11 protein-coding genes and 2 riboswitches are annotated in these 26,595 nt (G+C 50.0%); of the genes, 1 reads left to right on the plus strand and 10 read right to left on the minus strand.

Features of this window, described 5'->3' with window-relative positions:
• Nucleotides 1-547: 547 nt before the first annotated feature.
• The 10 genes from ACINK7_RS15240 to ACINK7_RS15285 all read right to left on the minus strand — a co-directional run bounded on the left by ACINK7_RS15240 (nucleotide 548) and on the right by ACINK7_RS15285 (nucleotide 24,849).
• Nucleotides 548-2,884, minus strand: a complete 2,337-nt coding sequence (locus ACINK7_RS15240; protein WP_404356494.1) for a DUF6584 family protein — start codon at nucleotides 2,882-2,884, stop codon at nucleotides 548-550.
• A gap of 1,240 nt (nucleotides 2,885-4,124) precedes the next feature.
• The gene (locus ACINK7_RS15245; protein WP_404356496.1) at nucleotides 4,125-4,871 is read right to left on the minus strand and encodes a hypothetical protein; all 747 of its coding nucleotides are present in this window, start codon (nucleotides 4,869-4,871) and stop codon (nucleotides 4,125-4,127) included.
• Nucleotides 4,872-4,875: 4 nt separating this feature from the next.
• Nucleotides 4,876-6,603: a putative porin gene (locus ACINK7_RS15250; protein WP_404356498.1), complete on the minus strand. Its 1,728-nt coding sequence runs from the start codon at nucleotides 6,601-6,603 to the stop codon at nucleotides 4,876-4,878.
• 21 nt (nucleotides 6,604-6,624) lie between these two features.
• The gene (locus tag ACINK7_RS15255) at nucleotides 6,625-7,278 is read right to left on the minus strand and encodes an energy transducer TonB (RefSeq protein ID WP_404356500.1); all 654 of its coding nucleotides are present in this window, start codon (nucleotides 7,276-7,278) and stop codon (nucleotides 6,625-6,627) included.
• A gap of 7 nt (nucleotides 7,279-7,285) precedes the next feature.
• Nucleotides 7,286-7,690: a biopolymer transporter ExbD gene (locus tag ACINK7_RS15260; protein ID WP_125220254.1), complete on the minus strand. Its 405-nt coding sequence runs from the start codon at nucleotides 7,688-7,690 to the stop codon at nucleotides 7,286-7,288.
• Nucleotides 7,691-7,774: 84 nt separating this feature from the next.
• Nucleotides 7,775-9,583, minus strand: coding sequence for a DUF2341 domain-containing protein (locus ACINK7_RS15265; protein WP_404356502.1), 1,809 nt, complete (start codon nucleotides 9,581-9,583; stop codon nucleotides 7,775-7,777).
• A 345-nt stretch (nucleotides 9,584-9,928) separates the two neighbouring features.
• Entirely contained in the window at nucleotides 9,929-20,251 is a 10,323-nt protein-coding gene (locus tag ACINK7_RS15270) for a filamentous haemagglutinin family protein (RefSeq protein WP_404356504.1), read from the minus strand.
• Nucleotides 20,252-20,311: 60 nt separating this feature from the next.
• A riboswitch (cyclic di-GMP riboswitch) is annotated at nucleotides 20,312-20,390 on the minus strand.
• A 311-nt stretch (nucleotides 20,391-20,701) separates the two neighbouring features.
• On the minus strand, nucleotides 20,702-22,291 hold the full coding sequence (locus ACINK7_RS15275; protein ID WP_404356506.1) for a ShlB/FhaC/HecB family hemolysin secretion/activation protein: 1,590 nt from the start codon (nucleotides 22,289-22,291) through the stop codon (nucleotides 20,702-20,704).
• 104 nt (nucleotides 22,292-22,395) lie between these two features.
• Complete coding sequence (locus ACINK7_RS15280) at nucleotides 22,396-23,964, minus strand: hypothetical protein (protein WP_404356508.1); 1,569 nt, start codon at nucleotides 23,962-23,964, stop codon at nucleotides 22,396-22,398.
• 75 nt (nucleotides 23,965-24,039) lie between these two features.
• Nucleotides 24,040-24,849 carry a hypothetical protein gene (locus tag ACINK7_RS15285; RefSeq protein ID WP_404356510.1) on the minus strand — a complete coding sequence of 270 codons (810 nt, stop codon included), beginning with the start codon at nucleotides 24,847-24,849 and terminating at the stop codon, nucleotides 24,040-24,042.
• Between the two features lie 66 nt (nucleotides 24,850-24,915).
• A riboswitch (cyclic di-GMP riboswitch) is annotated at nucleotides 24,916-25,001 on the minus strand.
• A 688-nt stretch (nucleotides 25,002-25,689) separates the two neighbouring features.
• On the opposite strand from ACINK7_RS15285, the gene ACINK7_RS15290 reads away from it, so the two are divergent.
• Nucleotides 25,690-26,163: a hypothetical protein gene (locus tag ACINK7_RS15290; protein ID WP_404356512.1), complete on the plus strand. Its 474-nt coding sequence runs from the start codon at nucleotides 25,690-25,692 to the stop codon at nucleotides 26,161-26,163.
• Nucleotides 26,164-26,595: the final 432 nt, after the last annotated feature.

Here is a 26,595-nt window from a genome sequence, read left to right on the forward strand (position 1 = left end):
GGCGATATAAGGAATAGTTATAGCGCAACACTTACTGTAGGCAAAGACGTATTATCTGCAATCAATATGAACAACCTTGGAATATCAGTTACTAGTAGTGGAATCCGCGCTAATGTCGGGCCAAACCATTTGCTTGGTTCGCCCCTATCCTTCTCGTTTGTCGAGGCACCCTGGGCCTTAGATAATGTAGCAATAGGCCTAGGCCCTTCCGCCGCAGTGCCATTACCGGCCGGTATTAGCTTATTTTTCTCTGGCATTCTTTTATTGACGAGTTTGCGAAAACGAAACAACCTTGACGCGGATCAAACCAACAGTTTTTAGGATAAACGAAATGCCGTTCAGCCACCTGCCGAACGGCCTTAAGATTTTCGCTCTTTCCCAAGCTCCGGCTTGGGAAACACGCCCCGGAAGCTCCAGCTTCCAGTGACCGAAACAAACGCAATCAACCCCGACTCGCTCGTTCAACCTTCCTTGATCGTCGGGAAGCTAGAGCTTCCTGAGAACAGCTTACCCAAGCTGGAGCTTGGGTAACAGCAATCAGGAAAATTTAAACATCCTCGAGCGCTTTCAAGGTCTGCTGGGCTTCCTCGATGCCTATGAATTTGTCGTCTTTGCCGACGGCCCGTTCGAGATGCTGTTTCGCCCGTTTGTGATCGCCTTGTTTGAAATACACCATACCTAACCGGTATTGAGCGATCGCCGATTCAGGCGCGAGCGAGGTGACTTTCAACAACAACTCTTTCGCTTGTTCGTAACTGCCTTGCTTGTAGGCCAGCACGGCGACCGTATATAACATATCGGGATGCCCCGTTTTCGCCAGCGGTGAGGCCAATTTGGCGGCACGTTCCAATATTGCGCTATCGTCGCCCAGTTCAGTCAAATAACGGACCCAATTATTTAAAGCCACCGCCGAAGCCGGTTGCATACGGTAATTTTCCTCCAATAAGGCAAGCGCTTTATCATGAGCGCCGTCGCGGTGATAAATCGCGACTAAGTCGCCGGTCAAGGTCGTCGATGCCGTATTTTCGATGCCTTTTTTCAAAACTTCGACCGCTTTGGTTTTATGGTTTTGATTAAGATAAATACCGGCCAAATTGCGGTACGGATTTTCCCACTCGGACTTAATATCGATCGCCTTATTGAATGCGGCGACCGCATCGTTCGCTTTGCCCGCCGCGGCCAACACGCCGCCCATCAGGTTGTAAGCGACAAAATGCTCGGGTTGCCGCTTCAAGGCTTCTTGAAGCTTGACCAAAGCGCGGTCCGGCTTTTTCAATTGCAGCTGGATATTGACCAATTGCGTCAACGGCTCGATCGCATCGGGTTGTTTGACCAACGCATCGGCAAAACGCTCGACCGCCTTTTCGGAATCACCTTCGGCTTGGTAAGCCAAACCGGCCAAATAGTACCCCGTCGCTTCATCGGGAAAGGCTTGCTGAACGGCATCCGAGACTCGGCGGGCTTGCTCCCATTGCCGTTGAGACAAATAAATCTTGAACAAAGCTTCGAGTCCTTTTTTATGATTAGGATCGGCTTGCAACAGCGCGCCGATTTGCTGGACGGCTTTGCCGGGATTACCGGTAGTGAGCAACAATTCGGCTAATTCAAGCCTCGCATTCTCGTAGGTCGGCTGCAATTGCACGATTTTTTCAAGATTTTCCAGCGCAGGCACCGGATCTTGATTAAGCCGATGGGCGGTGCTCAACAACTTCAATACCGCGACATCGTTCGGGCGGTCCGCCAACACCTCGCGCAAGTCTTTTATCGCATCGGTCCAGCGGTTTTCGGCGAGCGCCAACTCGCCGCGCAAAATCAAGGCATCGCTTTGTTTAGGCTGCTTTTGTAACACGGATTCGAGCAATTCGGCGGCTTGCCTGCTTCGTCCGGTATTGGCGTAAAGCCTTGCCAAGCGATTTTCGGCATTGACGCCCTGAACGCCGGAAGGGTCAGCCTCGACGATTTCCAATAACGCTTGCTCGGCTTTATCGGTCAGATTCTGCGCCAGATACAAATTAACCAAGCCGAACTTCAAAACAAAGTCGTCGGGATATTCTTCCAATAACGGAATCAGTTCGGCTTCAGCGATTTCCGGCCCCCTCTTTTCGGTTAGGAAATCGAGTAGATTGAGAATCGCCTGCCGATTGTCGGGTAAATCGATAACGGCATCGCGCAATACGCTTTCAGCCTTGTCGAGTTGGTTATGCTCGATCAAAAACAAAGCCAATCGCTTACGGTGCAACAAGGGTTTCGGTTCGATTTTAATGATGTCTTCGAGTGTTTTTTCGGCCTTGTCGAAAGCTTGAGTCTTGACGTATAGATTGACCAGCATCAAGCGTAACGAAGTATCGTCGGGATTTTGATCGGCATAACCGCGTACAAACTCGATCGCTTGATCCAGTTTGCCCGATTTGGCCTTGAGCGATGCAAGCAGCAATACGGCAGGAACATCACCCGGCCTTTTCGCGAGTGCGGCTTCCGCCTTGACGATCGCGGCATCGCTACTATTTTGCGCGGCCAAAATCCCAGCCTGCAAGACCAAGGCATCGGGACTCTCGGCATCGATCGCCAACGCCTGTTTCATCAATGCTTCGGCCTCTTGGACTTGACCGGCCAACAGATAGATTTGTCCGAGTTTCACGCGGGCCTTCAAATGTTTCGGATCGGCATTGATGACATGCCGGTAACGGTCTGCAGCGTGCTGCACATCGCCCAATTTTAACGAGGACTCGGCCGATTCGAATAAGGCTTCGATTTGGTCGGGCTTGAGTTCCAGGGCTTGTTCGAAAGCCGCAAGGGCTTTTTCATAATCCCCCGACTGAGAGAATTGTCTGCCTTGTTCGAGATATTCGTTCATTTTACGTTCGGTGTCGTCGCAGGCAGTCAAGGCTGCGGAAGAAAGGAGAATAAAAAAAATGGAATGATATTTTCGTAAAAAAGACTTCATGAATGAATGATTGCTTGCTTGGTCTTGAGATTAGGGCACCGTGCTAGGCTGTCGAAAAAAGCCATTTTTTGCTAATTGCCGGTTCCCGCTTTTTAAACTCAAAATATTTTTGAAATTGTTAGTGTTCATAGGCTATTAAGAGCCCGACCCAGGTGCGCGATGCGCACCCGGGTCGGGCTCTTGTCGGTTCGGCACCGTGGAAAGGTGCGCGATGCGCACCCTACGGCGCTCAAACTATCTTAGAAATTGTTGATGATCATAGGTTATAGAGCATCAGTTATTTTCTCAAAATCCATAAAACAGTCATTTTTTCTGACCTGAAAATCGGTAAATTTCGACAGCCTAGCACCGTGCTGTATTAGCCGACTAAAGTGCTCCCCGCATTTTCTAAGAGCGGAAGCGAGCCGGCGAGGCAATAGGTATAAGTTATCGCTCCCTCCCAAGCTCTAGCTTGGGAGGGCAGAGACCGGAAGCTCTGGCTTCCCGAGACGTGCCTACCCGACCGATTGAACTTCTGATTCCCACTGTCCCCTGTTGGAATCTATAGGTTGGCTGCCGAAGCAAGATCGATTTGCATTCCCACGGAGGACCGCTCATCGTTATACATAAGTCAAAAATTACTGTTTTGCAATCTTAGCTAATGAGGCTTCGATACCATTTTTTGTCGCCCAACGTTCCCGACTTCGAAATCGCGATCTGGGGATCGCTCCCACAGAGCATCCGCCCCCTTGTGGGAGCGACGCCTTTGTCGCGATTTCGAAGCCACTGATGTTCAATATCCGCAGATTTATCAAACAGCACCGTTTCCAGGTATACGACGAACTCTGTTATCGCTCCTTCCCAAGCTCTAGCTTGGGAGGGCAGAGACCGGAAGCTCTGGCTTCCCGAGACCTGCCTACCCGACCGATTGAACTTCTGATTCCCACTGTCCTCTGTTGGAATCTATAGGTTGGCTGCCGAAGCAAGATCGGTATGCATTCCCACGGAGGACCGCTCATCGTTATACATAAGTCAAAAATTACTGTTTTGCAATCTTAGCTAATGAGGCTTCGATACTATTTTTTGTCGCCCAACGTTCCCGACTTCGAAATCGCGATCAGGGGATCGCTCCCACATCAGAGGACTCAGATGCTCCAGCAGGACGGGTTTTGTATATCGCAACGGCTAGCCATTTACTCTTCTAGCCGCCATCCTCTTGACTTTCCATTTCGTCCATCTCCTGAGCTTCTTCAGGTTCCGGTGCGGAAACTTCAGCATCTTCGGCGCCTTCGCTTTCTTCGTAAACGTCTTCAGGCTCGGTCTTGCGCCTGTACTTTTGCTCGATCAACTTGTCTTCGTATTCCTGAATGATGTTTTCGAGTTCGACGCTTTTGAATTGAAAAACCGGCTCGGCCTGCACCAATCGCGCCCAAAGACTTTGTCCGCCATAATCTTTGAGCATGTCTCGCGTTGCTTGATACATCTTGATATTTTTATCCTCGCAGGAATCCAGCTCCGAAACGGTAAACTCTTGTAGTTTTTGCAACTCGGCATGTTCCAGGCTCAATTGGTTTTTGGCCTGATTCAAAACCTTATATTTTTCGACAACCTCTACCAATTTCTCATGGGTTTGATCGAGCCGACCGCGAACCGCTTCATTGGTACTTTTTTGCGTGTCCAACTCGCCGCTCAACTTTTCTTCACGAGAAACCGCCGCTTCATGCTGCTCTTTCAGCGTTTCGATCTCGGCGGCCAGCGTTTCATTTTCGGATTTCAACGCATCGCGCTCGGCGGTCATCTCTCGGACCATCGCCTGCAGCTTGTTGATGACACGCGCGCTACCGCCGTCGTCTCGGCGCGCCGCCTGAGCATGAACTTCATTAACCGTCATTGAAGCAACGGCAAGCGCCAATGCGATCGATTTAACTATGTCGGCCTTGTTTAACATCGGCTTAGAATTTAGTGTTAATATCGAATTGAAACACGTCGACGGCGAACGGAGGACCCGTAATCGCATCGGCGCTCAACCAGCGACTGGTCAGCCAGACGTTGTTTAGCAACGCATAGTTAGCGCCGAGAATCCAGCCTTTCGCGTTCGTACCGCCGAGATGAAAGTCCGAATCCGTAAATGCATCGAGGACGGCATCCCGCTCGACCCGTTTGTAGGCGACGAAAGTGCTCCAGTTACCTTTCTTATCGACTCGAAGCCAACCCAAGTCGGCACGAACTTGCCAAGCTGTAGTTTGCTCGTCGACCTCACCCGCACCAAGCACCCTTCTCGCCGCAACCTTGGCGCTATCGAAGCCAATATTCTTCGCATAGTCTCCTGAAAATGTCAGATGAACATCGTCGAACAGGGACATATCGTAACGTAACGTAGCGTTGATGATATTGAAATCGGATGCAAGACCTAACATTTGAGGTATTTGAGTGGAGGCCGATTGTGTCCCTTCATAACAAATCGTAGCCAGGCTATTTCCGCCTTGCATGAACTCGGGCATCGATGCGGTGTTTTCTCGATTATTCAAATCGCAAGTATTCGGCTCTGTCGAATTAGGTCGAGCAGCAATATTTTTATAATCGTAATAAGCCACGGCGAATTTGAGACTGTCGTGATTTTTGAATCCCCAGTTCATCCCAAGCTGCCCGCCGAATAACCATTTATCGTTGTGGCTGAACGGTGCTTCCTGCAATGGAAAGGCACCGGCAGTCGCATAAATCATGCGCGCATCATCGCCGAGTCCGTTGGCCAAACCCAGATTATAGCGGTAAGTCGCGGCAAAACCCTCGAAGGACAAATCGGGATCCCAAACCATCTCGGAGCCACCAGTGAACTCGCCGCCTCCGACGAAGAATGGATTCTTGATCCGTCCTCCCATCAGAGAAAGCCAATTAAAACCAAAACTGTCGACATCGTCGTATTGCAGATAGGCTCGATCGACACTGAATTCATAACGATCGCCGGTTTGTCCCAATGTCTGATTCGTCGATACAGGATCGCGGAAATTGCCGGTCGACAATCGCACTGCCGCCTTTAAGCCTTCCGCGATATTGGCTTCGATTCCTAGACGAAAACGTTGGCGAAAACGCTGATTGTTCGTCTGCGTGTTTTCGAATGCTTCTTGCCTGGCGATAGCGTTCGTCAACCCTCCTAATTGATTGATCGCCTGGACATTAGGGAAACTAGGACCGGGAGCCGTATTGCTATCCGCATAAAACACCGGCTCATACCGCAAACGCATATCCCCCGATAACTTAAACTTCCGCGTCCATTCCGGCAACGCGTCGGCCAAGCCCCAACCTTCTTCCTTGGCCTTGCTGATCACGTCGCCAGTCACATCCTCGCGTAGTTCCGCGCGAATCTCGTCGCGAATTTGATCTTTGATGAAATCGGGAATATAGGAAACCCGTACCTCCTCATCGTCGGGTTCACCAACCGATGCGGCATTGCTGAGCGCTGCTGCGGTCCTTGCTTGCGATGCGATCTTACCTGCCTCGGCTTCGGCTTCCTTGAACATCGTTTCGGCGGTTTCTTCGGTCAAAATACCTTGTTTGACCAATTGTTTAATCAAACTTTCCGTCGTGCTGCGCAGTTTCAGCAATTCTTCTTTTTCGCCGGCCTGTACCGGTCCTAGAACGCTCAACAACACTAAGGCCGTGACAGCCTTTTTCTGTAACATTGTCTTTCCCATTAACTGAAGTTAAATGCGGTTCGTAATTCGAAATTTGATCGGCTGCTTCATCCCGACCGGCGGAGCTTTATTTATGCGTTTCAACTTGGCGAGTGTCATTTGCAAAGCGTCATCAATGCGAGCATCGTTACTCCCTCTGACTAATTCGAATCGTTTGACATTACCTTTTGTATCGACCCAAACTCTTACCGTTGCGGTATATCGTGTTCGCCTTAGCTCATCGCGATCCGACAAAATATCCAGCATTTGATTCTTGATGATATTGCCGTACCAAGCATTGGGATTACCGCTCAACAAGCCGCGCCCGCCTTTGCGAGCAGCCAAGCCGAAACCGTCGGAACCGGCGCTGCCGTCGGCATCCAGACCTAGACTGTCAGCAGGCGGCGCGTCGTCGACATCCGGAAGATTTTCAGGCTCCGGATCAGGCTCCGGGATCTTTTCCTCGATCTTTTCCGGCTCGGGCGGCTTCTCAATTTTCGGCGGCGGCGGCGGAGGCGGAGGCGGTTTTAGTAAAGTAATCGGCTGAATCTTTTTTTGTGGCCGCCCGTCGCTGTCTTGCTTGAAATTGCTAATGCCGTAAATGATCAATGCGACCAAAATCGCACCGATCACACCGCCGATGATCTTCGGCAGATGCACCTTCCAACTTTTATGCTTACTCATAAACGCATTATTTGACTAAGTTCTGCGTCACCAGACCGATCTGCGTAATATCGATGCGGCCCAATAAAGCCAACACATCGACGACGTTCTGATATTGCACGGTCGCATCGCCTTTGATGATCACCGGCAATTCCGGATCGGCCGCACGGTACTGTTGCAACAATGACTCCAACTGCTCCAACGTTACCGGGTAAGTATCGAGAAAAATCGTCCCGTCTGCAGTGATCGTGATTGCCTTGGTTTTCGGCTTGGCCAAGCTAGGCGTATCGCTGGCTTTCGGCAAATTGACGGTAATGCCCTGCACGGCGGCCGTGGTCATGATAATGAACACAATCAACAGTACATAAGCCAAATCCAACATGGACGTGACATTAATATCGTCATAACTTTCCAGCTCTTCTTTGTAACGCATAATAAATGGCTCGTTCGGCTTTGACCGTGCCGCAATAGGCTAATTAGCTTCGCATAGCACGGTAATTCATGAGGTGTGGGCTTATCAGCTGCTATAGCGTTCCGACAACTTGGCCGTGAACTCGTCGACAAAAATATACATATCGGCGGTAATCAATTTAATACGACTATTCAAATAGTTATAACCGAACAAACACGGAATCGCGACAACCAGACCGGCAACGGTTGTAGCCAATGCCGCAGCAATACCGGGCGCGATCGCATTGACGTTAACCTCGCCACTTGCCGCGATTTCGCCGAAGGTCGCCATAACCCCGATTACGGTACCGAGCAGACCTAAAAATGGACCGCCGGAAATAGAAATGGTCAGTAACACCATCAGACTATTGAGTTTTTGCGTTTCTCGAATCAAACAAGATTCCATCGCTGCTCGGATCGAATCCATGCCTTTTTCGGAAACAAACGCCTCGGCAACATCGGCGCCGACACTCTTGGCAAGGCGATTGTGCAGTTCTTCAATACCGACATGATACAACCGGTAAACGGAAGACCCGGTAAAACGTTCATGTCCCCCGGTCAGCGAAGCCAGTAACGGCGAGGCATTGACCGCTTCGTCGTCTTCGGTATCTTCATGGTTCAGTGCTTCCAATTCGGCGGTTTTCAACTTCATGAACTCGTCTTCGAAGCTGCGGTTTTCCTTGTGATTCTTGATCAAGACCAACGCTTTCGCGGCCATCACCAAAAAGCTGATAACCAACATCACCGCCAAGATCCCGATGATAATCCACCCATCGAGGGAGACATGCTGCATCGTCGACAAAACATGCGACCCGCCGCCGTCTTCGGATTCCGGCGACAAGTCTTCACCATACACCAATAAAGGCGAAGCCTGACCTTGCATCAAAACATCGAACTTGATCGCTTCTGCCGAACGCGGAGACTTGTAAACACTCAATTGATCGATCGCACCGACCAGTCCGCGCGCGCCATAGGCATCGGCGCCAATGGTAATATCGCCTTCCAAATCGGGCACCACTACCGGAAATGATTCGGCCTCGGCTCCATCCAAATAAATCACTGCCTTATCGGCAGTTACAATTGCGGCGAAATGATGCCAACTGCCCGGCGTTAAGGGCGTAGAAATCGGGAACGTTTGCAGTTCGCCGGAAGCATCGGCAATCTCTAAGTTCGCCGACTGTTCTCTAACAGAAAGAGTCAGGCTTCCTGTAGCTCCGGTTCTTTGAAAGATCACCCCATCTTCATTCGGCTGATCGATTTTCAACCATGTAGACAAAGTCCAACCGGGCTCGGGAGCCGTCAGTAAAGACGCGGAAGCCGGTATCCGAACGATTTGCTCCCCTTCAAAAACTCCCGAATGCCCAATCAAGCCGCCTTCTCCTGCCGAGGCAGTCGCTTCGGACGGATGATTCGCATAAGCGGTCATGTCGGCAACGCCATCCTTCGTAAACGGCAGGCTCAAGATTTGATCGACAGGAAAAACACCGGCCGCATCCTGCCCGTCAGGCGCCAGGGGATTACTGTAATACATATACAGGGTAGGTTCCGGGGCCTTTGTAATATCCTTCGGCAACTTGACCCAAATCAATGCCATTTCATTGATTGAGTCCAATTTTTCGACATAAAACTTCAACGGCGTTTTGTCGTCTCCCGCCATAAAGCGAATATCCTTACCCAAATCCGCTATATCCATAAAATAGGCAAAATTGCCGGTGTGCAAACGGATCAATGCCACAGCATCTTCCGGAACGCTAACTCCCGCCTGTTTAAGATCCAGATCTATTTTTTTCTTGTAACTCCAATCGGCGTTCCACCATGCGCAGGCCATTTGCGGCATCAGCATCAAAAAAAATAACAAAAATCCAAATCGTTTCATTGGTGCTCTCAGTACTTAACTTAAAGTGAAATTATTTCAGGAATTTGTGACATTATTATGACGATTCGAAGACTCTTTAGCGTTCGCTCGGCTATAGGAATAAAACTTTCGAATCCTACTTCCCTTAGCTTGATCCCTTACTTGGGCACAACAAATTTAGGCACCATGTTCTTTCTCTAAATAACTAAGACAGAACTAGCACCGTAGGGTGCGCATCGCGCACCTTTTCACGGCGCAGAAGCCAACGATATGTCCAACCCAGGAGCGCGATGCGCGCCTTACGCCTTTACTGACCGCAACGCCGTTCCAGTAAACCGAAACGAAATCCTCTGTCGTTTCGAACCATTAACGCACGTCCTCGTCACCGAACCCGACGATATCGACGCTGATGATGCCCAACGCGGCCGCGCTGGCCATTTTGTCCGAAGCATCTTTACCGGCATCGGCCGAACTATCGACCGCCTGCTGGACGGCCGCCGCGACGTTCCCGACATTACCCAAGCCGGCGGCGATACTGCCCGACGATGCCGCCGGCACGCCGACCGACACGCCGCCGACATCGATGTTGTCGGACCCGACGATCGCGGTCGCGCCGACCGTGACGTCCTTACCGCCGACGCCGGCTTCCGATGCGTCGATGATGCCTTGAAATGCGAATAGCAAGGCATCGCCCTGCGAACCGTCCGGCGCCTGATTCGCGCGGATGCCGCTACCGGCGACCGCAGTCGGTAATTCTACGATCATGTTACCCTTCTCATCGAAGCGAACGATCGGCGGCGGTGCCGCCAAGGCTGTTTTCGCTCCTCGTCCGGCATCGATATCGCCTTCGGTCGAACCGATCACGATATCGCCTCCGCCCAGCGTCATCACCCGAGTCGTGTTGACTTGGAAATCATCGCGTACCAGCGAGTGAACGGCGCCTTTTTTGATCGCGACCACACCCAAATCCGATGCGTCTTTAGCGCCGCTGGAATTAACCGCCAAACCGGCATTAACGCCTCCATTTGGCGCGTACAAATTGATATCGCCGCCATCGGTCGAGTGTATCTTGCTGAAGAACATCGATATGTCGCCGGTTTGTAGTTTATTTCTCGGTTTACCGAAGGCAGCACTCAAGATACTGCCGGCATCGTTACCGCCGTCAAATATAATGCCATTGACCGGATCGATAGAATATCCGTCAACTCCCGCCAAGGCTGTCGTGCCGGGAAACAATGCTTCAGTCACAGCCAACAGCTCTAACTGAGCGGAATCCATTTCCAGTTTAAATTTAAAACGCTCATCGTCGTCGCCGGCATTATCGAATCCGTTTTTTGCAACCGAGAACTTATTGCCCTGTACTTTCATCTGATCGTTGAAAGTCGTTCTCAACGCATCCAGAAAGTGCGCATTGAAATGCGCCTGCTCGACCGACGCCAAAGCCTTGAAAGCTTCGGCCGCTAAGTCTCCGGACAAACTGTCATCGCCAGTCAAGCGCCGCATATAATCGGTCACCGCTTGGCGATAGTTCTCGCCGAAAACGCCGCCGTCATTTAGAAAACCGGCGGCATAGGCGGCAACATCGATGTTCGTTTTAGCCAGCCCGGCAATCACGTCGATACTCGCACCGTCCTCGGCCAATGCCGGATTGACTTGATTCCCGACCGTAAAGAGACCGTCGGAAGATCCGAGATCGACATTACGGCCGGCCAGCACAGTCAATTGTCCCGGCCCGGAAGTCTCGATCTTTTGCACTCTGTTAGTCAGAGCACCGGTCAATGAATTTCTGGCGATATCGAATTTAATATCCCGTCCTGCAGTTATGACCGACTGAGCGTCATTAAAATTATGTTGAATCTGAAAACTAACATTGCGTATATCATTGCCCGACATGACTTCGGCATGCTTTGCTGAAACAAACAGCAAAGGATCCTTACCGATTATATTGCCGGTTCCGGTACTAATTAAAACAGGTTGAACGTCATTAATATGATTAGGAATTGTTGAATAAATCATACTCGGATCGCCTTGACCTGAAATAGTTAAACGTCGCGACAATTCTAAATAATTTTGCGCGGGCATCGACATCGAAGGCAGCAAAGCAGGATCGGTATCAGACATCACAATATTCACAGGATTACCGGTATTGCCCGTGGTAATGTTTTTAGCACCATACAACTCCAGTTGCCCTTGAGCGCTTGGGTACATGATCAAGCTGCCGTCCAACTTAACATCACCACTCAATGCGTAAGCGGACAGCGAAGCGGGATATACTCTCAACGCAGTCAATGCGCCGTTCTGCGCAAAATTAAGTTGATTGAATAAGGAAGTCATGGATGACACATTATTTTTTAGAACCACGTCGCCAGTAATCGATGTCAGAGTGACTTGACTGTCGGCACTGTATCTAAAAAACAGATTTTCCTTATCCGTTATTTTCCCCTGCGGTAAAACCATTGGGTCGAGTATCGCTTCCAATGCGATATTTTTTGCAACCGTAACATTCAGTTGCGAATCCCCCAAGGCCAAAATGGGACTTCTACCTTGATTGGAACCGGCCGTCAAAGAGCCGCCTGCAACGATATCGGCAGTCCCTTTATCGACATAAATCATGCCACCTGCGATATTGGCGCCTGCATTAATCGAAAGATCGCCGCCGCCGTTAACTTCGACAACATTAGTCAAATAATCGGTATCGAACCCATCGGACTGATCGGCTGGCTGACCGATTTGCTTACCAGTCGTCGGAATCACAACCGACAGATCATTTATGTTACGCGCAGCGGTTATCGAAACATTACCGCCGCCCAATGCTCCCACGTTTTGCCGATAATCGGGCGTCAACGGTTTAAACTCGGTTCCGCTAAGACCAATACCCCATGCCGTGGGCCTTTTCTCCGCATTATCTCCACGGGTCCAGTCGCCGGTACGCAACAACCAATCTGTGACCAACTGATTAGTCACCGCACCTTTTATGTCTCGTCCGGCTTTGAAGCTGATATCGCCGCCGTCAATAGGATATTCCGCGTAAAAATCTAAGCCTGTTATAATCGGTTTAAAACCGTAAGGATTCTCATCATCCGGTCTACCGGCGGTATATACGACCGATCGATTATTGCCGTAAGCGATGTCGCGCCCCGCTGTAAAATCGATATCTCCGGTGCCAGTTCGAACTCTGACGTTGTTACCGATTTTGATATCGCCGATACCAACCGTCACTGCTTTACTGTTAGCTGCAGCAATTTGAGAGCCGGCCGTGACGTTATAATTCCACGACCGTCCCGACTGCAACATGTCGTCGACCTGAATTTCGAAACCGCTGTCAGCAAAAGGAATCGCACCGGGCGCGAAAGCATCGCTAAGATCCTGCTGCAGCACGATATCGCCCGCGGCTCTTAGTGTTAAATAACCGGGCGTATCGTTCGGTCCATAACGCCAATCGGCCAAATCCCATTTTGACGACAATGCGATATTACCGGCTGACCTGACTTCAATGCCGGGGGCCATTTCAAATCCTGTACCGAACTTGTCATTTATAGAATCGTTAACTGCGACTGCGCTCATATAACCCGCAGTATCGTTTTTGATGGTATTGATCGCAGTACTGTTTAGATTGCTGTAATCGAATATCTTGACTGCTTCGACCGTAACGTTAGTGTCGCCGCGAATAGCACCCTGAGCGATCGCGCCGATATTCACGTCATTAGCGCCTAGACGCCCGGCTCTCAAATGCACATCACCTTCTTTACCGCCATTCGCCGATACATCGATTGTTGCGCCGTTTTCTATCACGATACCACCGCCATCGATTGACGAGAGTTTGACCTTACCGCCGTGACCTTGCGGATTAAGGGCTACGGCAGTCAATTCGGCAGTCGACGCCAATGTCAACACATCGCTCGACGACAAATTGATCGAACCGCCATCCGCAAAGTCGGCATCGAGTTTTCCGGCTATATCGAGCTTACCGTTATCGACGGCTAGATTGATATTTTGCGAGTTGATATGGTCTTGCTGTGCGATCGATAAATTACCTTCTCTCAATCGAATATCAATTGCCCCTGTAAAACCGGATGACGACAACAGCGTGTTAATACCGCTAAACCCCGCATCCGAAAACGAAGCAACATCCAGCCTCACGTTTCCGCCAGAAGCCGAATTGCCTCCTAACGCATTGATGGAGCCATTTAATTGCGCTTGTCCTTGAACCGTCGAAACCGCTAGAGTCCCCGCGTCCATGACCGAGGTGATTCCATTTAGCCACAACCGGCTTCCCGAATTCGTAACGACATTTTGTTGATGCGAAATCAGCTGGATATGACCTGCTTGCAAGTGAATAGGATCGCTCAATCCTGCCGTAACGACTGTGCCGGAAACATCAATATAGCCATTTTCTGCTAAAACAACATCGCCGGTTTTAGCTTCGGCCCTTACAACTCCGCTTCTGAAGAGCAAAGGCGCATCGATTGCCAGTTCATCTGCTATTAAATTCAGCTCTGCGGCAATACCGAATTTATTCGGCATTTGAACGTCTTGAATTGCGGCAATGGACAAATTATGTCCACTTACATCAATCGTTGTTTTAGACCCGGTCGCGCCGGTCAGGTAACCGCTAGTAATCGATAAATTTCCAACAGAAGTCAACGAAGAATCACCCACTCCGGTAATTGATTGCTTGCCTGTCAAGTCGACCGAATTAAATCCGGACAATTTGAAAGTCCCCCCGCCTATTTCCATAGAATCGGCAATTAAATAAAGATCGCCCGAACCCGCTCCGACTACTCCATTGATTGAATTTTTATTTTTCAGCGTTATTGTTTCTGCCGAAACCAATGCCTTTTGGCCATTCATTTGATGTCCGGCCAATCCTGCCGAATCGATGATCAAATTCCCGAATTCAAGCGATGTAAAATTCCCTTCGTTATCGACAATGGAATTACCTTCATCATCAGTTCTGTGTACGCTACCGAAGATATTAACGTTTCCACGGCTGTTAAGTGACAATTCATCGACATTCAGACGACTCAATTGCATATTGTTGAGCGATAGTCCGTTTAATGAATTATCCACTTCACCTAAATTGATCGCCTCTGCGCTAATATTTAAGGATTTTCCGGCATCCACTTCACCGCTCATTCGCAATTGCCGAGTAGAGTCGAGAAGCACAGAACCATTTGAAGCAGCAATCGTTGAATCTTGCCCAATGATTAGATCACCTTTAGCTCCAACTGTGCCGGTTCTATTTTTAACGACTTGATTTCCGACTGAGACTCTCACTAAGGCTCCGTCTCCCGTCGTATCCAAGATATTTGTTTGCTCCGACGCATTCGCCTCCCCAACGGCGGCAAGTATGGACCTTTCTTTTAATTCCAGAGTATCGGTAGCGGTCAAGATAATTTCAGCACCCTCTAAAACGGTATCTTCGCTCAATGTTACCGTTTCAGATTTAACATCGATTTTTGTCGTGCCGGTAGCCTTATCGAAGGACCTCGAACCGCCAATTAATAAACTTCCAACTTCTAGGTTATTGAGATCAACGGTTGTCAACTGAACAACTCCACCAACCGAACCGTTGCTTTGATTAACGATCGAAATGTTTTCGGCATTGATGTCAACTAAACCGGCCAGACCGCCATTCGAAGCTTCTGCTCGGACGGTTGGCAAATCCAATCGGTTTTTTGCATCGAACAATACATAACCGGCATCCTTCGGTAATCTCGGCATAGCCGTTTCATTGGCAATGGCTTGTTGCGCGAAAAACTCGTTTGCCGACGTCAAGTTCAATTGCGAACGAGTTAATGCAATACTTCCCGGTTCGACTGCAAACCCCACACGGCGTTGGGATTGAGCGTTCGTACCCGCAATCGATAAAAAGCCCGACACGACCGGAGCGCCTTCCAGATTAACCGTTCGAGTACCCGGCATCATATCCCTGGTACCCGCTTGCGGCGTTATTAGATAGGCGCCGGGCAACAATGCATATCGAGCGGGTAGCACTGTGTAATTACCCGCCGGCAAAGCGCTGCTGCTTTCCAAGTAGACAGTAGCGCCTAAATCGATATTGGCCTGTGTGCTAATAAACGGATCATGCGGCGCATATCCGTTAAATCCCGGTATCACTGCAAACGATTCGCCGGTCGACAACACGTCGATCGAGCCACCGATACCCGGAATGAATTCATAGGCTAACAAGTCTCCGCCGCCGGATAAATCGATCATGGCACCTTCATCTCGTTGAATTCGGTCGGACGTTAATGATATCCGCTTTTCCGGAGCCGATACGATGATATTGCGATTACCTACCGGGTAAAGCCATTCCAACCCGCCTTCGGTAATCCCGAACGGAATCACTTGCCCTTCGGCGGATACCGAAGTCATACTCTGCGCACCTAACTTGATGGAATTGTCAGCGTCCAACACAATTTCGCCGAGCGGCGCTTTGATTACGCCATTCTGTTCGATATTCGGAGCTTTGAACGCCAATTTACCGAAAGCAGACAATACCGGAGCGCCCTCGCCTCTTCCTTTAATGGCGATCGAACCGTTTGGATCGCCGATAACGGCCAATTGAAATTGAGACAAGGTAGTCGGATAAATCTGTTTCGCCGCTAAATTCAAGTTCGAGAAAGTTATGAATTCGCCGACAAAATCCATTTGCGTATTAATAATACGCTCGCCCAACAAACGAATATCGTTTGAGGCATTTAGGTTAACCTCGTTGAAACCGGAGGTAAAAGCGCCGCCGTTCAGTTCTATCAAATCGGCATTAACCGTTAACGAACCGTTTCCACCAGTCGGATTGACAATGGCCGTGCGATGGCGGGTCGATCCTATTTTTACTTGTGCCGCATTCAAAACAACTTGCCCTGCGTTCCCCGGATTCGAACTTACCCAACCGAACTTGGGACTATTCATCACCAACGAGCCTTGAATATTCAAAGCGATATCGTCTTTAAAACGAATTTCATCGTCGGCAAGCACATTTAACGAGGCGAATCCACCGCCGCTCACTTGGTCGGAAGCCAGATAACCTTTTCTAGCCAATTGCACGGGTAACGCATCGCCTGCTTCGGCAAACGCACCTAACAACACCGGCTGAATTTGCTGCGAAATATGGAGAACACCCGGTCCGTTCGGAAAATTCAGTATGATGCCTTCACCCTCATCCGGATCTCGACGCGTTGCGTCTAAACCGACCGAAAGCGTGGCTCCTAAAGTGCCCGGTGCGTTTCCGCGGCGCCCGGCCATCTGCCCCTCCACAAACAAACCCTCGGCAGCCGATATCTCGATCGATCCCCCATGAGAACCGACAGTGATCGGATCATAACTTAAACCAAAGCTGTTGGGATTCAAACGCGGCAAATTCAATGAAGCGGAAGTGCCCGACACATTGATGAACGAACCGCTATTGGTCGCGACGAATCCCCGGGCCGCATCCAATATCACACTTCCGCCGTCGTAAACCTCACCGCCTAGCCTTCCTAATGCATCGACAGTCGTGATTGCGATACCGGAAACATCAATTCGAGCATTTTCACCAAGCCATAATCCCTGTGTCGGTTGATACAACGGATCGGGCAGATTAACTGGAGGAATTATAGACATCAATACATCGCCTGCTCGCGCCGTAATCGAACCGTCGAAAAACAACGATGAATCCGAAATCAGCGAAATACTGCTCAGAGGATCGGCAACGATCTTAGCATTGCTGCCTATCTCCAAATGGCTATTAGGATTAGGATTAATCGAGTGGTTTGCAGCCAGCACCAACGAACTCGGCGATCTTTGAATTAACGGCAAGGTCGATACGCGCGAAATCGCGGCAATGCTATCGGCATTACCCGTAGTTATTGCCGCTCCGTCCAAGACCCGATTAACTTGCCGCAAGGTGATGTTTACACCATCGTCGACCACCAGACCGTTGACATTAGACCTAATGATATAGTTGGCAAATCCTCCTTGTCCGAAAAAACCTTCTTGTAATTGTAACGGACGCAACCCTTCGATCTCGTCTTCTCGCTTTCGCCGTATCGCAACCGCATTAGCTTCCAATTCCAGTGTTCCGCCGTTTTTGATTCCGTAAGCATTCAGCGTACCGTCAAGGGTGATGTTGGATCCTACGTTTTCAGCTGCGGCGATCATTCGGACGCTTCCGGCCTCGCCAGCCTCGATCGTACCGTTGGTTTTGAGCCATGCGCCACCGCTGACATCGATCACGCTAGCGGCTTGCAATGCGATATCGCCGTTGGCCCTTGCGACAAAATTACCGCCGCCGATCGATACCGGCATACTGTCGATCAAAGCGAATGGCGTTGCCCTATCATTGACCCATTCGCCCTGCAAATCGATCGTCGCGCCTCTGCCGATATTGATGGAGCCGTCCAATCTTCCGATCGTTTGCGCATTCAACGCGGTGGTCAACGACAGATCGGCACCGGCCCCTTTGACATGACCGTTAACGCTGATCGAGCCGCCTTGCAAACGTAGACTTCCGCCATCCGCTAATCCGACGGTGCTATTGCGGGCAATCTCAACCGTGCCATGCGTCAGTATCGATACGTCTTGAATTCCGCTTTTTCCGATCATGCCGGATTGAATCGCCAATGCCACATTCAAGCCTTGATCGTTAACCGGAAAAGGATCGTCGAGATCGACTTCCATTCCGACTCGGTTTTGAGCCGACGATAAAATCACCGATTGAACCACTGCGGACGCCGCACGCATGTCAATCAGCAATTCGCCGCCATAGGCCTTACTGTCTAAAGTCCGCTGCAAGCGCCCGCTTGCGGTACCGCCTTTCAGCTCACCTTCGTTTAGTACGTTGGGGCTTTTTATGATCAAACGTCCGGCGTCATGGCCCTCGATATAACCGGCTTCGCGTCTCGCCAATGAAAAAGGTCCGTCTACTTTCCAGACTTTTCTAACGCCCCATTTTTCATAAACCTTGACAACCTCCCCGTAAATACCGTCGTACTTAAGAGACGGATGCGCTTCGCTGATATCGAAAATTCTGCCCTTTGAAGTTAGTTTCGTCGTTGTGATGAAGCCGTCCAAATAAGTCACCGCACCGCCCGAGAAATCGAGCACCGCATCTTGTCGGACCAAGGTATCGCCTTCCGAACTCAGATTGATTTCGCCTCCTTTCGCTAAACGCTCACCCAAGGTGCGTTGAATCGCATCGATATCGGGCTGCACATCGGCTATCGGAGATCCTTTGCGGATATCGACCAAAATCGTTTTACCGAACAAAATGTCGTCGCGCTGCAAAGGGGAGTCTTTTAATTGGTTCAAACGCAATTCGACTTCGACGATATTGCTTTCCATCGCCTTCACAGTCGTCGCGATACCGGACACATCGATCGTCGCGCCGGAATCGACCAAAATACGGCTACTGTTTCGGTTGACGGAATTTTGCAACGGGTTTACAGGATTCTGTGTCGCTATCATATCGACCCGGCCTCCCGGCACGATGATATCGGCGTTCTTCTGCACATGAATCTTGTGTCCCATCACTTCGACCTTCGACAAAGGCTGAATCTGTTCGTCGATCGCGGTATCTCCCATACCGAGTTCCGGCAATACTTCAGTCAAGCTGTTCTCGCCGAAACTGACCGTGGCCGACGTACCCAAACCATCGCCGTTATCGGCACCCCGCGTCGTGCTGGTCGCGCGCATTTCGAAACCGTCCGTCTCAAATACGGAGGCCTTTTCGCGGGCGATCAGCCGAATGCTTCCATTGACATTGATCGACGTCGACGCCGACACTTTCCCGTTTTGGTTGACTGCGAAACCGATCATGGTGACATTGCCGCGCCTTGAGGATATTTCTCCTAAATTGCTGACATCGCCGCCGGTTTCAACCTCGACAAGCAGCCCTCGAACGTCACTATCGCCGCTCGCCTCCTGCAAATAGACTTTATCGGTGGAGGCTGCGAGTATGACTTGACCGTCGTCCGATTGTATCGAACCCTTATTGGTAATCTTCGGCGCGATGATCAAAATCCGCTCGCCGGTACCGGATTTTACTTGCGCGCCTTCTTCGAGAGTGATCGACGCTCTAATCGGATTGCCGTTCGCATCTTTTGCCAATAACGCTTTTATCGGCTGACCGCCATCGTCAAGAACGGCGTCACCGTTTTGATCTCTGAGGACGAATTCATTGTTTTGAAATGCGGCTGAACCCGAATTTGAAAATACTTTGGTGATGCCTTGATCGAACACGTCGTCCGAGATATCGAGCGTGGAGGCTACCAAGCCGCGCACGTCGACGCGCGAATCCTTGCCGAATACGAAGCCGTTGCGGTTGACTAGATAAACTTGGCCGTTTGCGGTCAATGCGCCGAGAATTCGGCTCGGGTCGTTTTGGAAAATTTTATTCAGTGCGATCGAGGTGCTCGAAGGCTGTTGAAAATGGACCGAATTCTCCTTGCCGATGTTAAAGCTTTGCCAGTTCAAGATCGCTCGATCGGTCTGCTGATTGATCTGCATGTGATTACCGATCACTTGCCTAGTCGCTTGCCCCATGCTGGCCCAAACCGCGCTCGGCACCGGAAGTTCGGCTTGCACCGGCGACATCGAACCGACCGCCAAGCCGCCGGCGACGGCCAGTTTTACGCAGGCCGCCGACCGTTTGAGACTAAAGCGGTGCGGATTCCGGACGGATGGTTGAATTCGTTTTTTGTTAGCCATGTTCGTTGCCCTCGTTATGTTCCTCCGCCGAAGCGTCGGATACGATTGTCAATCGTCGATAGTGGCAACCCGGCCGTCTCGTCGTTCAAGACCCGTGGCTTTCCGTCCCCGCCTCGCGGCGGGTTTGGCTTTTCCGTCAATTTACCGCATCAATGGCTGAAGCCGCTGGGCTTAAGGCCATTGTTGAATTTCTATCATTTGCGACGTAGGCGTCGCTCTCACAGTGTTTTTTTTGCCCTCCTGGCCTCTGTGGGTTCCATCCCCTGATCGCCCCTCACCTAACGCTAGGTGAGGGGAAGTCGAAAAAACTGAATAACCGATGATCTAATCGAAGCCAAAACACCTAAGCCCCGAAAAAAAGCGGCTTAACCTTGCCGGCTTCGATTAAGTCAATCGCGGCTTAGCTTCATCGGCCTCGACATCTTGACGTAGGCGTCGCTCCCACATTATTTAAAATTCGGCTGCGACCCTAAAGTGCAGCCTCGGATCACCGCTTTCTATCGTCCCTGCGGCGATAAACGGAAACGCGACATCCAAATTGGCGATCAAATATTTCAAGGCTTGAAACCGAATGCCGAAACCGCCGCTGGCCAGATTGAACTTGCTGTCGGTACCGGCCAACACATCTTTCGACCAACCGCGTCCGGCATCAAAAAAGACCAAGCCTTTGAGATTATTAACCCATTCCCAGTCCTCGTTCATCGGCAGCAGCCGCGGCGAATACAATTCAAAAGAACCTTGCACGCCGTCGTCCGACAACACTTGCGTTTCGAAATAACCCCGGACGCTTTCATCGCCGCCGATCGAATATTGTTCGTTACTGATGATCGGCGAGTCGGATACTTGCCCCGATAGCCGGGTCATGAACTGCATGCCCCACGGCAGATTGCGCGAATAATCGATGTCGCCGTTGACGATCATGTAATTCGGTTTCGCCTGAAAGCGCTTGTCGGCAAATTCCTGCTCGTCGTTGCCGAGGCCGCGGATCGAAAAATTCAAACCGACGCTGAACGACAACAAGGACTCCTCGCCTCGTAAATTGCCGGCATATTGCACCATGAAAGGCACATAGGTAATCGGCGTTTTCAAGGTATCCGCGCCGATCAAGTTCAGGTCTTCGTCGAACGACTTGTAATCCACGCCCGCCGTCAAGGTATGGAAATATTCGTCCTTACCGGGCAACGGCATCACCAAACGCGCACCGTAAATATCGCCGATACCGACCACCGACAAGGCACCCGCGCTGGCTATTTGCGACTCTGACGACGAACTAACCGCGTATAACGCCAAGCGGTTTTCGGTATCGAACAACGGCATCACATAGGTACCGACCATCACCTCGACTTCTTCCGGTATCTCGGGCGAAACCTGATACATGAACGAGGCGCTATGAAATTTTTGCCACAGATTGTCGTAACGGATCGAACCAATCGTGCGCAAGCGGCTGGTGTTCGCGACATTTCGCCCATTGACCTCGACCTTGCCGTGCAGCGGCAATTCGTCGCGGACTTTCAAGTCCACTTCGAGCGTGCCGGGCGTGTCGCCCGCGCGCAAGATCGGCACCACGGTCCGATCCGAGGATTGCTTGCCGAGTTCGGCCAATTGTTCCTGCATTTTCGGCAGATTCGGCACATTGCCTTCGGCCAGTTCCGGCACCTTGGACTTGATGGCGCCCAACGAAAAATAGCGCGAATCGGTCACGCGCAGCCGAGCCACTCTGCCTTCGGTGACTTCTAAATAAACGACGCCGCCGACCACATCCTGCTCGGGTATGTCGACCGACACCGTCTGAAAACCTTGTTTTTGGTAGACTTCTTCAAGCGCTACGCGCGCTTTTTCCACCGTATCGATATTTTTGTCTTCGCCCAAAAAGGGATAGACCGTGCGTTCGATTTCCTTGCGTTCGAGCAAGGTATTGCCCTTGACGCGCAATTCCCATAGATCGAAATGATCGGCATCTTGCGCGAATGCGGCATTGCCTAACAATCCGGCCCATAACACCCATAACAAACGAAACGACAAATCTACCTTCCTATACATAGAATTTTGTTGGCTTTTACAAACAGGTCAGCCCCCGCGTTGCGGGGGCTGTGATTTTTGCGTCCTTGCCGGCCCCGTTGCAGGGCCTATTTCCTTTTCGTCCGTTACAGCAACGGCTTGTTGACCACTGCCGATGGAATCGTTGGAACCACACAGTTATTGATGCCTGCGCCGAGGTCATGGGTATACGGCCAGATTGGCGCATTTTCATTCAGGACGCCGGTAAAGCTCGCATCGGTTGCAAATGGAATCGCCGGCGCCAAATATCCCGACTTACCGAACGGATAGTTCGATTTGACATTCAAAATACTGGCAACAACCGAAGGTTCGCTTGCTTCCGTACGCATCTGTTCGATAATGACTTTAATATCGCCTACCGGTGGTTGTGGACCGCAAGTCGCAAAATGTTCGCCTTCGCAAGCCGGTAATTTGTTGACACCGGGTTTCAACCATTGGTAAGTCATCTCGACTACATCAAAATATTTACCGTTGAAGGCATTAGCCAATGTTGGAGCTACATTGTCGATTCTGACAAATTTATACGGCCATGCTTGATCGGCATTTTTTTCTAGACTTTGTGTACCTAAGGCCCAAGCTTTTGTGGTCGGTGTAAAAAAGCCTGTGTTAGCGCCCGTGTTGTTGATGCCCAATTCATAATCGTTCAAACACAATTCGACATCGCCGGAACCCGAGTTTTGGACTACGATAGGACCGCTTGAGATATTTGAAGACTGCATTGGCTCAGAGGCCCCCGAAACGCATGGGTTATGCAGGAATTTCGCATATTGTTGCGCACCGGTACCGGAACCGTTGACCCGTTTGCAATAGCGGACGAACTTCGAGCCGCGAGTGGCCGGCAAAGGCGTAACGCCCGGATATTGCGTCAACGGAATGCCGTCGATTTTAAAATCGTCCCATGTTTTGACTGTGCCGCTTATCAACGACGCAACTTGTTGTTTAGTCAAACTTGGGATACATTCTTCGCGGGCATATTCGCCGATCGTACAATCGTTAGGCAATAAGCCTTCGCCTCTTTGCGCGGTTTGCAGCGCGTCATATAAAGCATTATTGACCGGAACGCCGAATATCAACGCAGCTACCGAAACGCTATCCAGATCTTCTGCACTTTCCGGATTGACAGGATTGAAACCGGCCGGAGTATTAACGCCTCTAAACATCTTGGCGTCCACGTCCGAGATACCGATATCGGAATAACGCAATTCCAAATCGCCCGGATTGCTGATGCTGCATAAATAGCGGTTCGGGTCGGTATCTGTCGGCGACAATGTGCAATTATTGTTAAAGATATTCATCGCTTCCAAGCGCTGTTGATCGATCAGCGGATTGACGCCTTGGGCGGAACCGCCGGCGGAACGTTTGACAAACAACACTTTTTGGCTAGCCGATAAACCGTCGACTTTATCCGGACTCAAGGTACAGAAAAAGGCACGGTAACGATTCCCCGGATTCGGACCATCGTTGAAGTAGCTATGCAAAGTACCCGCATCACACAAGCTGGTGAACAGGGAGGTGATAGAGTTATCCATTGCAGTAGCACCCGACATGTTGATTCGCAAATCGGGTACATCGCTTGGCGTCCACGCCGAAGCCGTGCCGGAAAAACCGGCAATCAAAGCCGCGCCCAAGGCGGCCGTTACGATATTTTTTTTCATGACCATTCTCTCTGTTAGGTATGAGTGTGAATAAATGCTCCCGGACCTTTACCCGGGCATGTTTGAACGACTTTCTTATGCTTTACGACGTTTAGCAGCGATCAAGCCCATCAGACCCGTGCCGAAAAACCATACCGCCGCTGGAACCGGAACCGGCGCGAAATTCAATGAAGCGCTGCCATTTTCAATCGAAAAGTTCCAATCGCCGAGGTAAACCGCCTTCTGCGTCAACTCGAACGTATCGGGATCCATGTCGAAGCCCCACAACCAAAAACCGGTCGATTCGCCAGCTTCAGACGAAAGATTACCTGAATAAGAATTAGCAATATTGGAACCCCAAGTTGTCGGGAAATAACCGCTTTGCCCTGGTGCCGAATAGGAATCCAAATTACCCGCTTTATCGGCGATTTGTTGATTGGTGCCGGTCAATTCGCCCGATCTTGCATTCAATTGATCGATATGTTGATCAATTTTTGTTGATGAATTGGAAAAACGGTCGAAAACGTCGACAGCAATTTCATTTTTGGATGTCATTAAAATGCCCAAATAATTCAAGCTATCGAAATCGACGAATGAATTGTGAGCCGAGGCAATGTTATAGATTACTCTATCCCCTGGCGAGGTTGCCGCCATAAACTGGCTGAATGCATCGCTGTTGATCGAGTGATTCATTGCTTGCGGATTATCCAAAAAATCGGCGTGCCGTATGCCTAAATCCAGTGCATAGGAAATTTGCGCATCCGGATTGTAAACACTCAGAAACAGCTCCGAACCTTGTGGATCGTTTTCAAAACCGGTTAATTTAACCCCGGCGATCCTCGCTTGAGCACCTGTCGCAACCATCGCCATTGCCGCGACCGCTAGAGATTTACCTAATAAATTCATAATAACTATCCTCGTAAAGTCTGTTAACAAAAACCAAACCGGGGTACATGGCCATTCCTAGTAAATGGTCGCGGCCCGGCTATCTCTTGATACTTGATAAGAGACCCGCAGCTTTCCGTCCCCGCCTCGCGGCGGGTTTGGCAACATCTTCACACCCGGCATATCCGGCTAAAACCGGAAACTGCCTATTCCTTGTTAAATCGCTGGCAATCAGTACCGCCCATGTTATGATTGCCTTCGCCGGCCCCACTCCCCCTCGCCGGATCCACTCCGCATCCGCAAAGTTTCAACTTGCGCATATTTTTTCATAGTCATTAGTTCAAAAGTTTTACAGGTTCGTTAAATTTTCGTGAAACGTATTACGTTTTAAACAACTAACACCTTTAATACGCCGACTGTTTTGAATTGTCGCATTTCTGTCATATTTTTCGTTTATGTTTAAAAGGTTCGGCTTGATACGCATATCCATATATCCAAAAACCCATAACCCTAAAAAGATCATTTGAGACTTCACCAAGCCGGTGAAGGTGTTGTAGACCCTTCATGCTTCGACTTGGCTCGGCACGAACGGTCTACAACACATGCCAACTGCTCTTTCTAGGATAACAATACATATACTTCGCGCGGTCACATTTACGGTTTTCTGACGCGCTCTTTTGTCCGATAGCGGCGTTGCGAAAACAGTTACATAGCTTAGCTTAACGCCTGTTTTCGCGCCTTGCTCTCGAACAAAATAGCATTGCCATAAAAGCCGCAAACATGACCGCGCGAAGTATAACTTGCCGTTTTCAAGCCGTTCCGTTAGTCAATCCGAAATATTTTTGAATTAGGTATAAGAAATTGAGCGAACTGAAACACATCATTTCACTGCGTATCGAGAATAGTATTCGTAACGCGGTTCAAGCCACCGCTTCGCGGTTTTATGTACGGGAGTCAGATATTTACCGTTTTGCGATCAACTACATGCTAAAGCGCTTTAAGTGCCTGCATGAAGACGACTTTAGCGGCAGCGATTTGCTACCCCTAATGCTGGACATTCGCGAGGAATTAATTGGCAGCTTATCTTTAAAAAAACATCAGCTCTTCAACATCCTAAACGGCAACAATGTTCACCCGGATAAGTTTGTCGCAATGTCCGATATTGAGTTGCTCTTGACGCCGCAACACTTATTAAAACAACGCTTGCAAAAAATCGACGATAGTCCTCAATCCGATGTCGATACCGAAACCTGGCTGAAGCAATATTTACTTGAGAAATATCAATCGCCGTCGTTTCAGGATAGTTCCGACACGCAAACCCAATCATCGAATTGAAGCCATACCTAAATCATGAATTCGTCGCTCATGGGTTTATGAAAGCTTCCGATCGTTTTGCGCTAACTACTATTTGGAACTAAGCTAATAGCGCCGTAGGGTGCGCATCGCGCACCTTTCCACGGTGCCGAACCGACAAGAGTCCGACCCAGGTGCGCGATGCGCACCCTACACCTAGGCTTAATAGCCTATGAACACCAACAATTTCAAAAATATTTTGAGTTTAAAAAACGGGAAACAGCAATTAACTACTAAAGCGAAAATAGCCATATCTAAAACATAAATTCGTAATCGATTGATCATCCATACTTACGATCGCTTTGCACAAAGCTATAACCCTTAAAAGAGTGGTTAAGAGTCTCAAACTACCGTTCGCCCTGAGCCCTTCGGCTACGCTCAGGAGATCCCTGTCGAAAGGTGAAGGGTAGTTTG

Source organism: Methylotuvimicrobium sp. KM1 (genome assembly GCF_044788715.1).
In the GTDB taxonomy this organism is placed as follows: Bacteria; Pseudomonadota; Gammaproteobacteria; order Methylococcales; family Methylomonadaceae; genus Methylotuvimicrobium.

Bases quoted from the DNA above. Each gene is read 5' to 3' on its own strand.
- ACINK7_RS15245 (WP_404356496.1), bottom strand. From the start codon at position 4,871: ATGTTAAACAAGGCCGACATAGTTAAATCGATCGCATTGGCGCTTGCC.
- ACINK7_RS15250 (WP_404356498.1), bottom strand. From the start codon at position 6,603: ATGTTACAGAAAAAGGCTGTCACGGCCTTAGTGTTGTTGAGCGTTCTA.
- ACINK7_RS15255 (WP_404356500.1), bottom strand. From the start codon at position 7,278: ATGAGTAAGCATAAAAGTTGGAAGGTGCATCTGCCGAAGATCATCGGC.
- ACINK7_RS15260 (WP_125220254.1), bottom strand. From the start codon at position 7,690: ATGCGTTACAAAGAAGAGCTGGAAAGTTATGACGATATTAATGTCACG.
- ACINK7_RS15265 (WP_404356502.1), bottom strand. From the start codon at position 9,583: ATGAAACGATTTGGATTTTTGTTATTTTTTTTGATGCTGATGCCGCAA.
- ACINK7_RS15270 (WP_404356504.1), bottom strand. From the start codon at position 20,251: ATGGCTAACAAAAAACGAATTCAACCATCCGTCCGGAATCCGCACCGC.
- ACINK7_RS15275 (WP_404356506.1), bottom strand. From the start codon at position 22,291: ATGTATAGGAAGGTAGATTTGTCGTTTCGTTTGTTATGGGTGTTATGG.
- ACINK7_RS15280 (WP_404356508.1), bottom strand. From the start codon at position 23,964: ATGAAAAAAAATATCGTAACGGCCGCCTTGGGCGCGGCTTTGATTGCC.
- ACINK7_RS15285 (WP_404356510.1), bottom strand. From the start codon at position 24,849: ATGAATTTATTAGGTAAATCTCTAGCGGTCGCGGCAATGGCGATGGTT.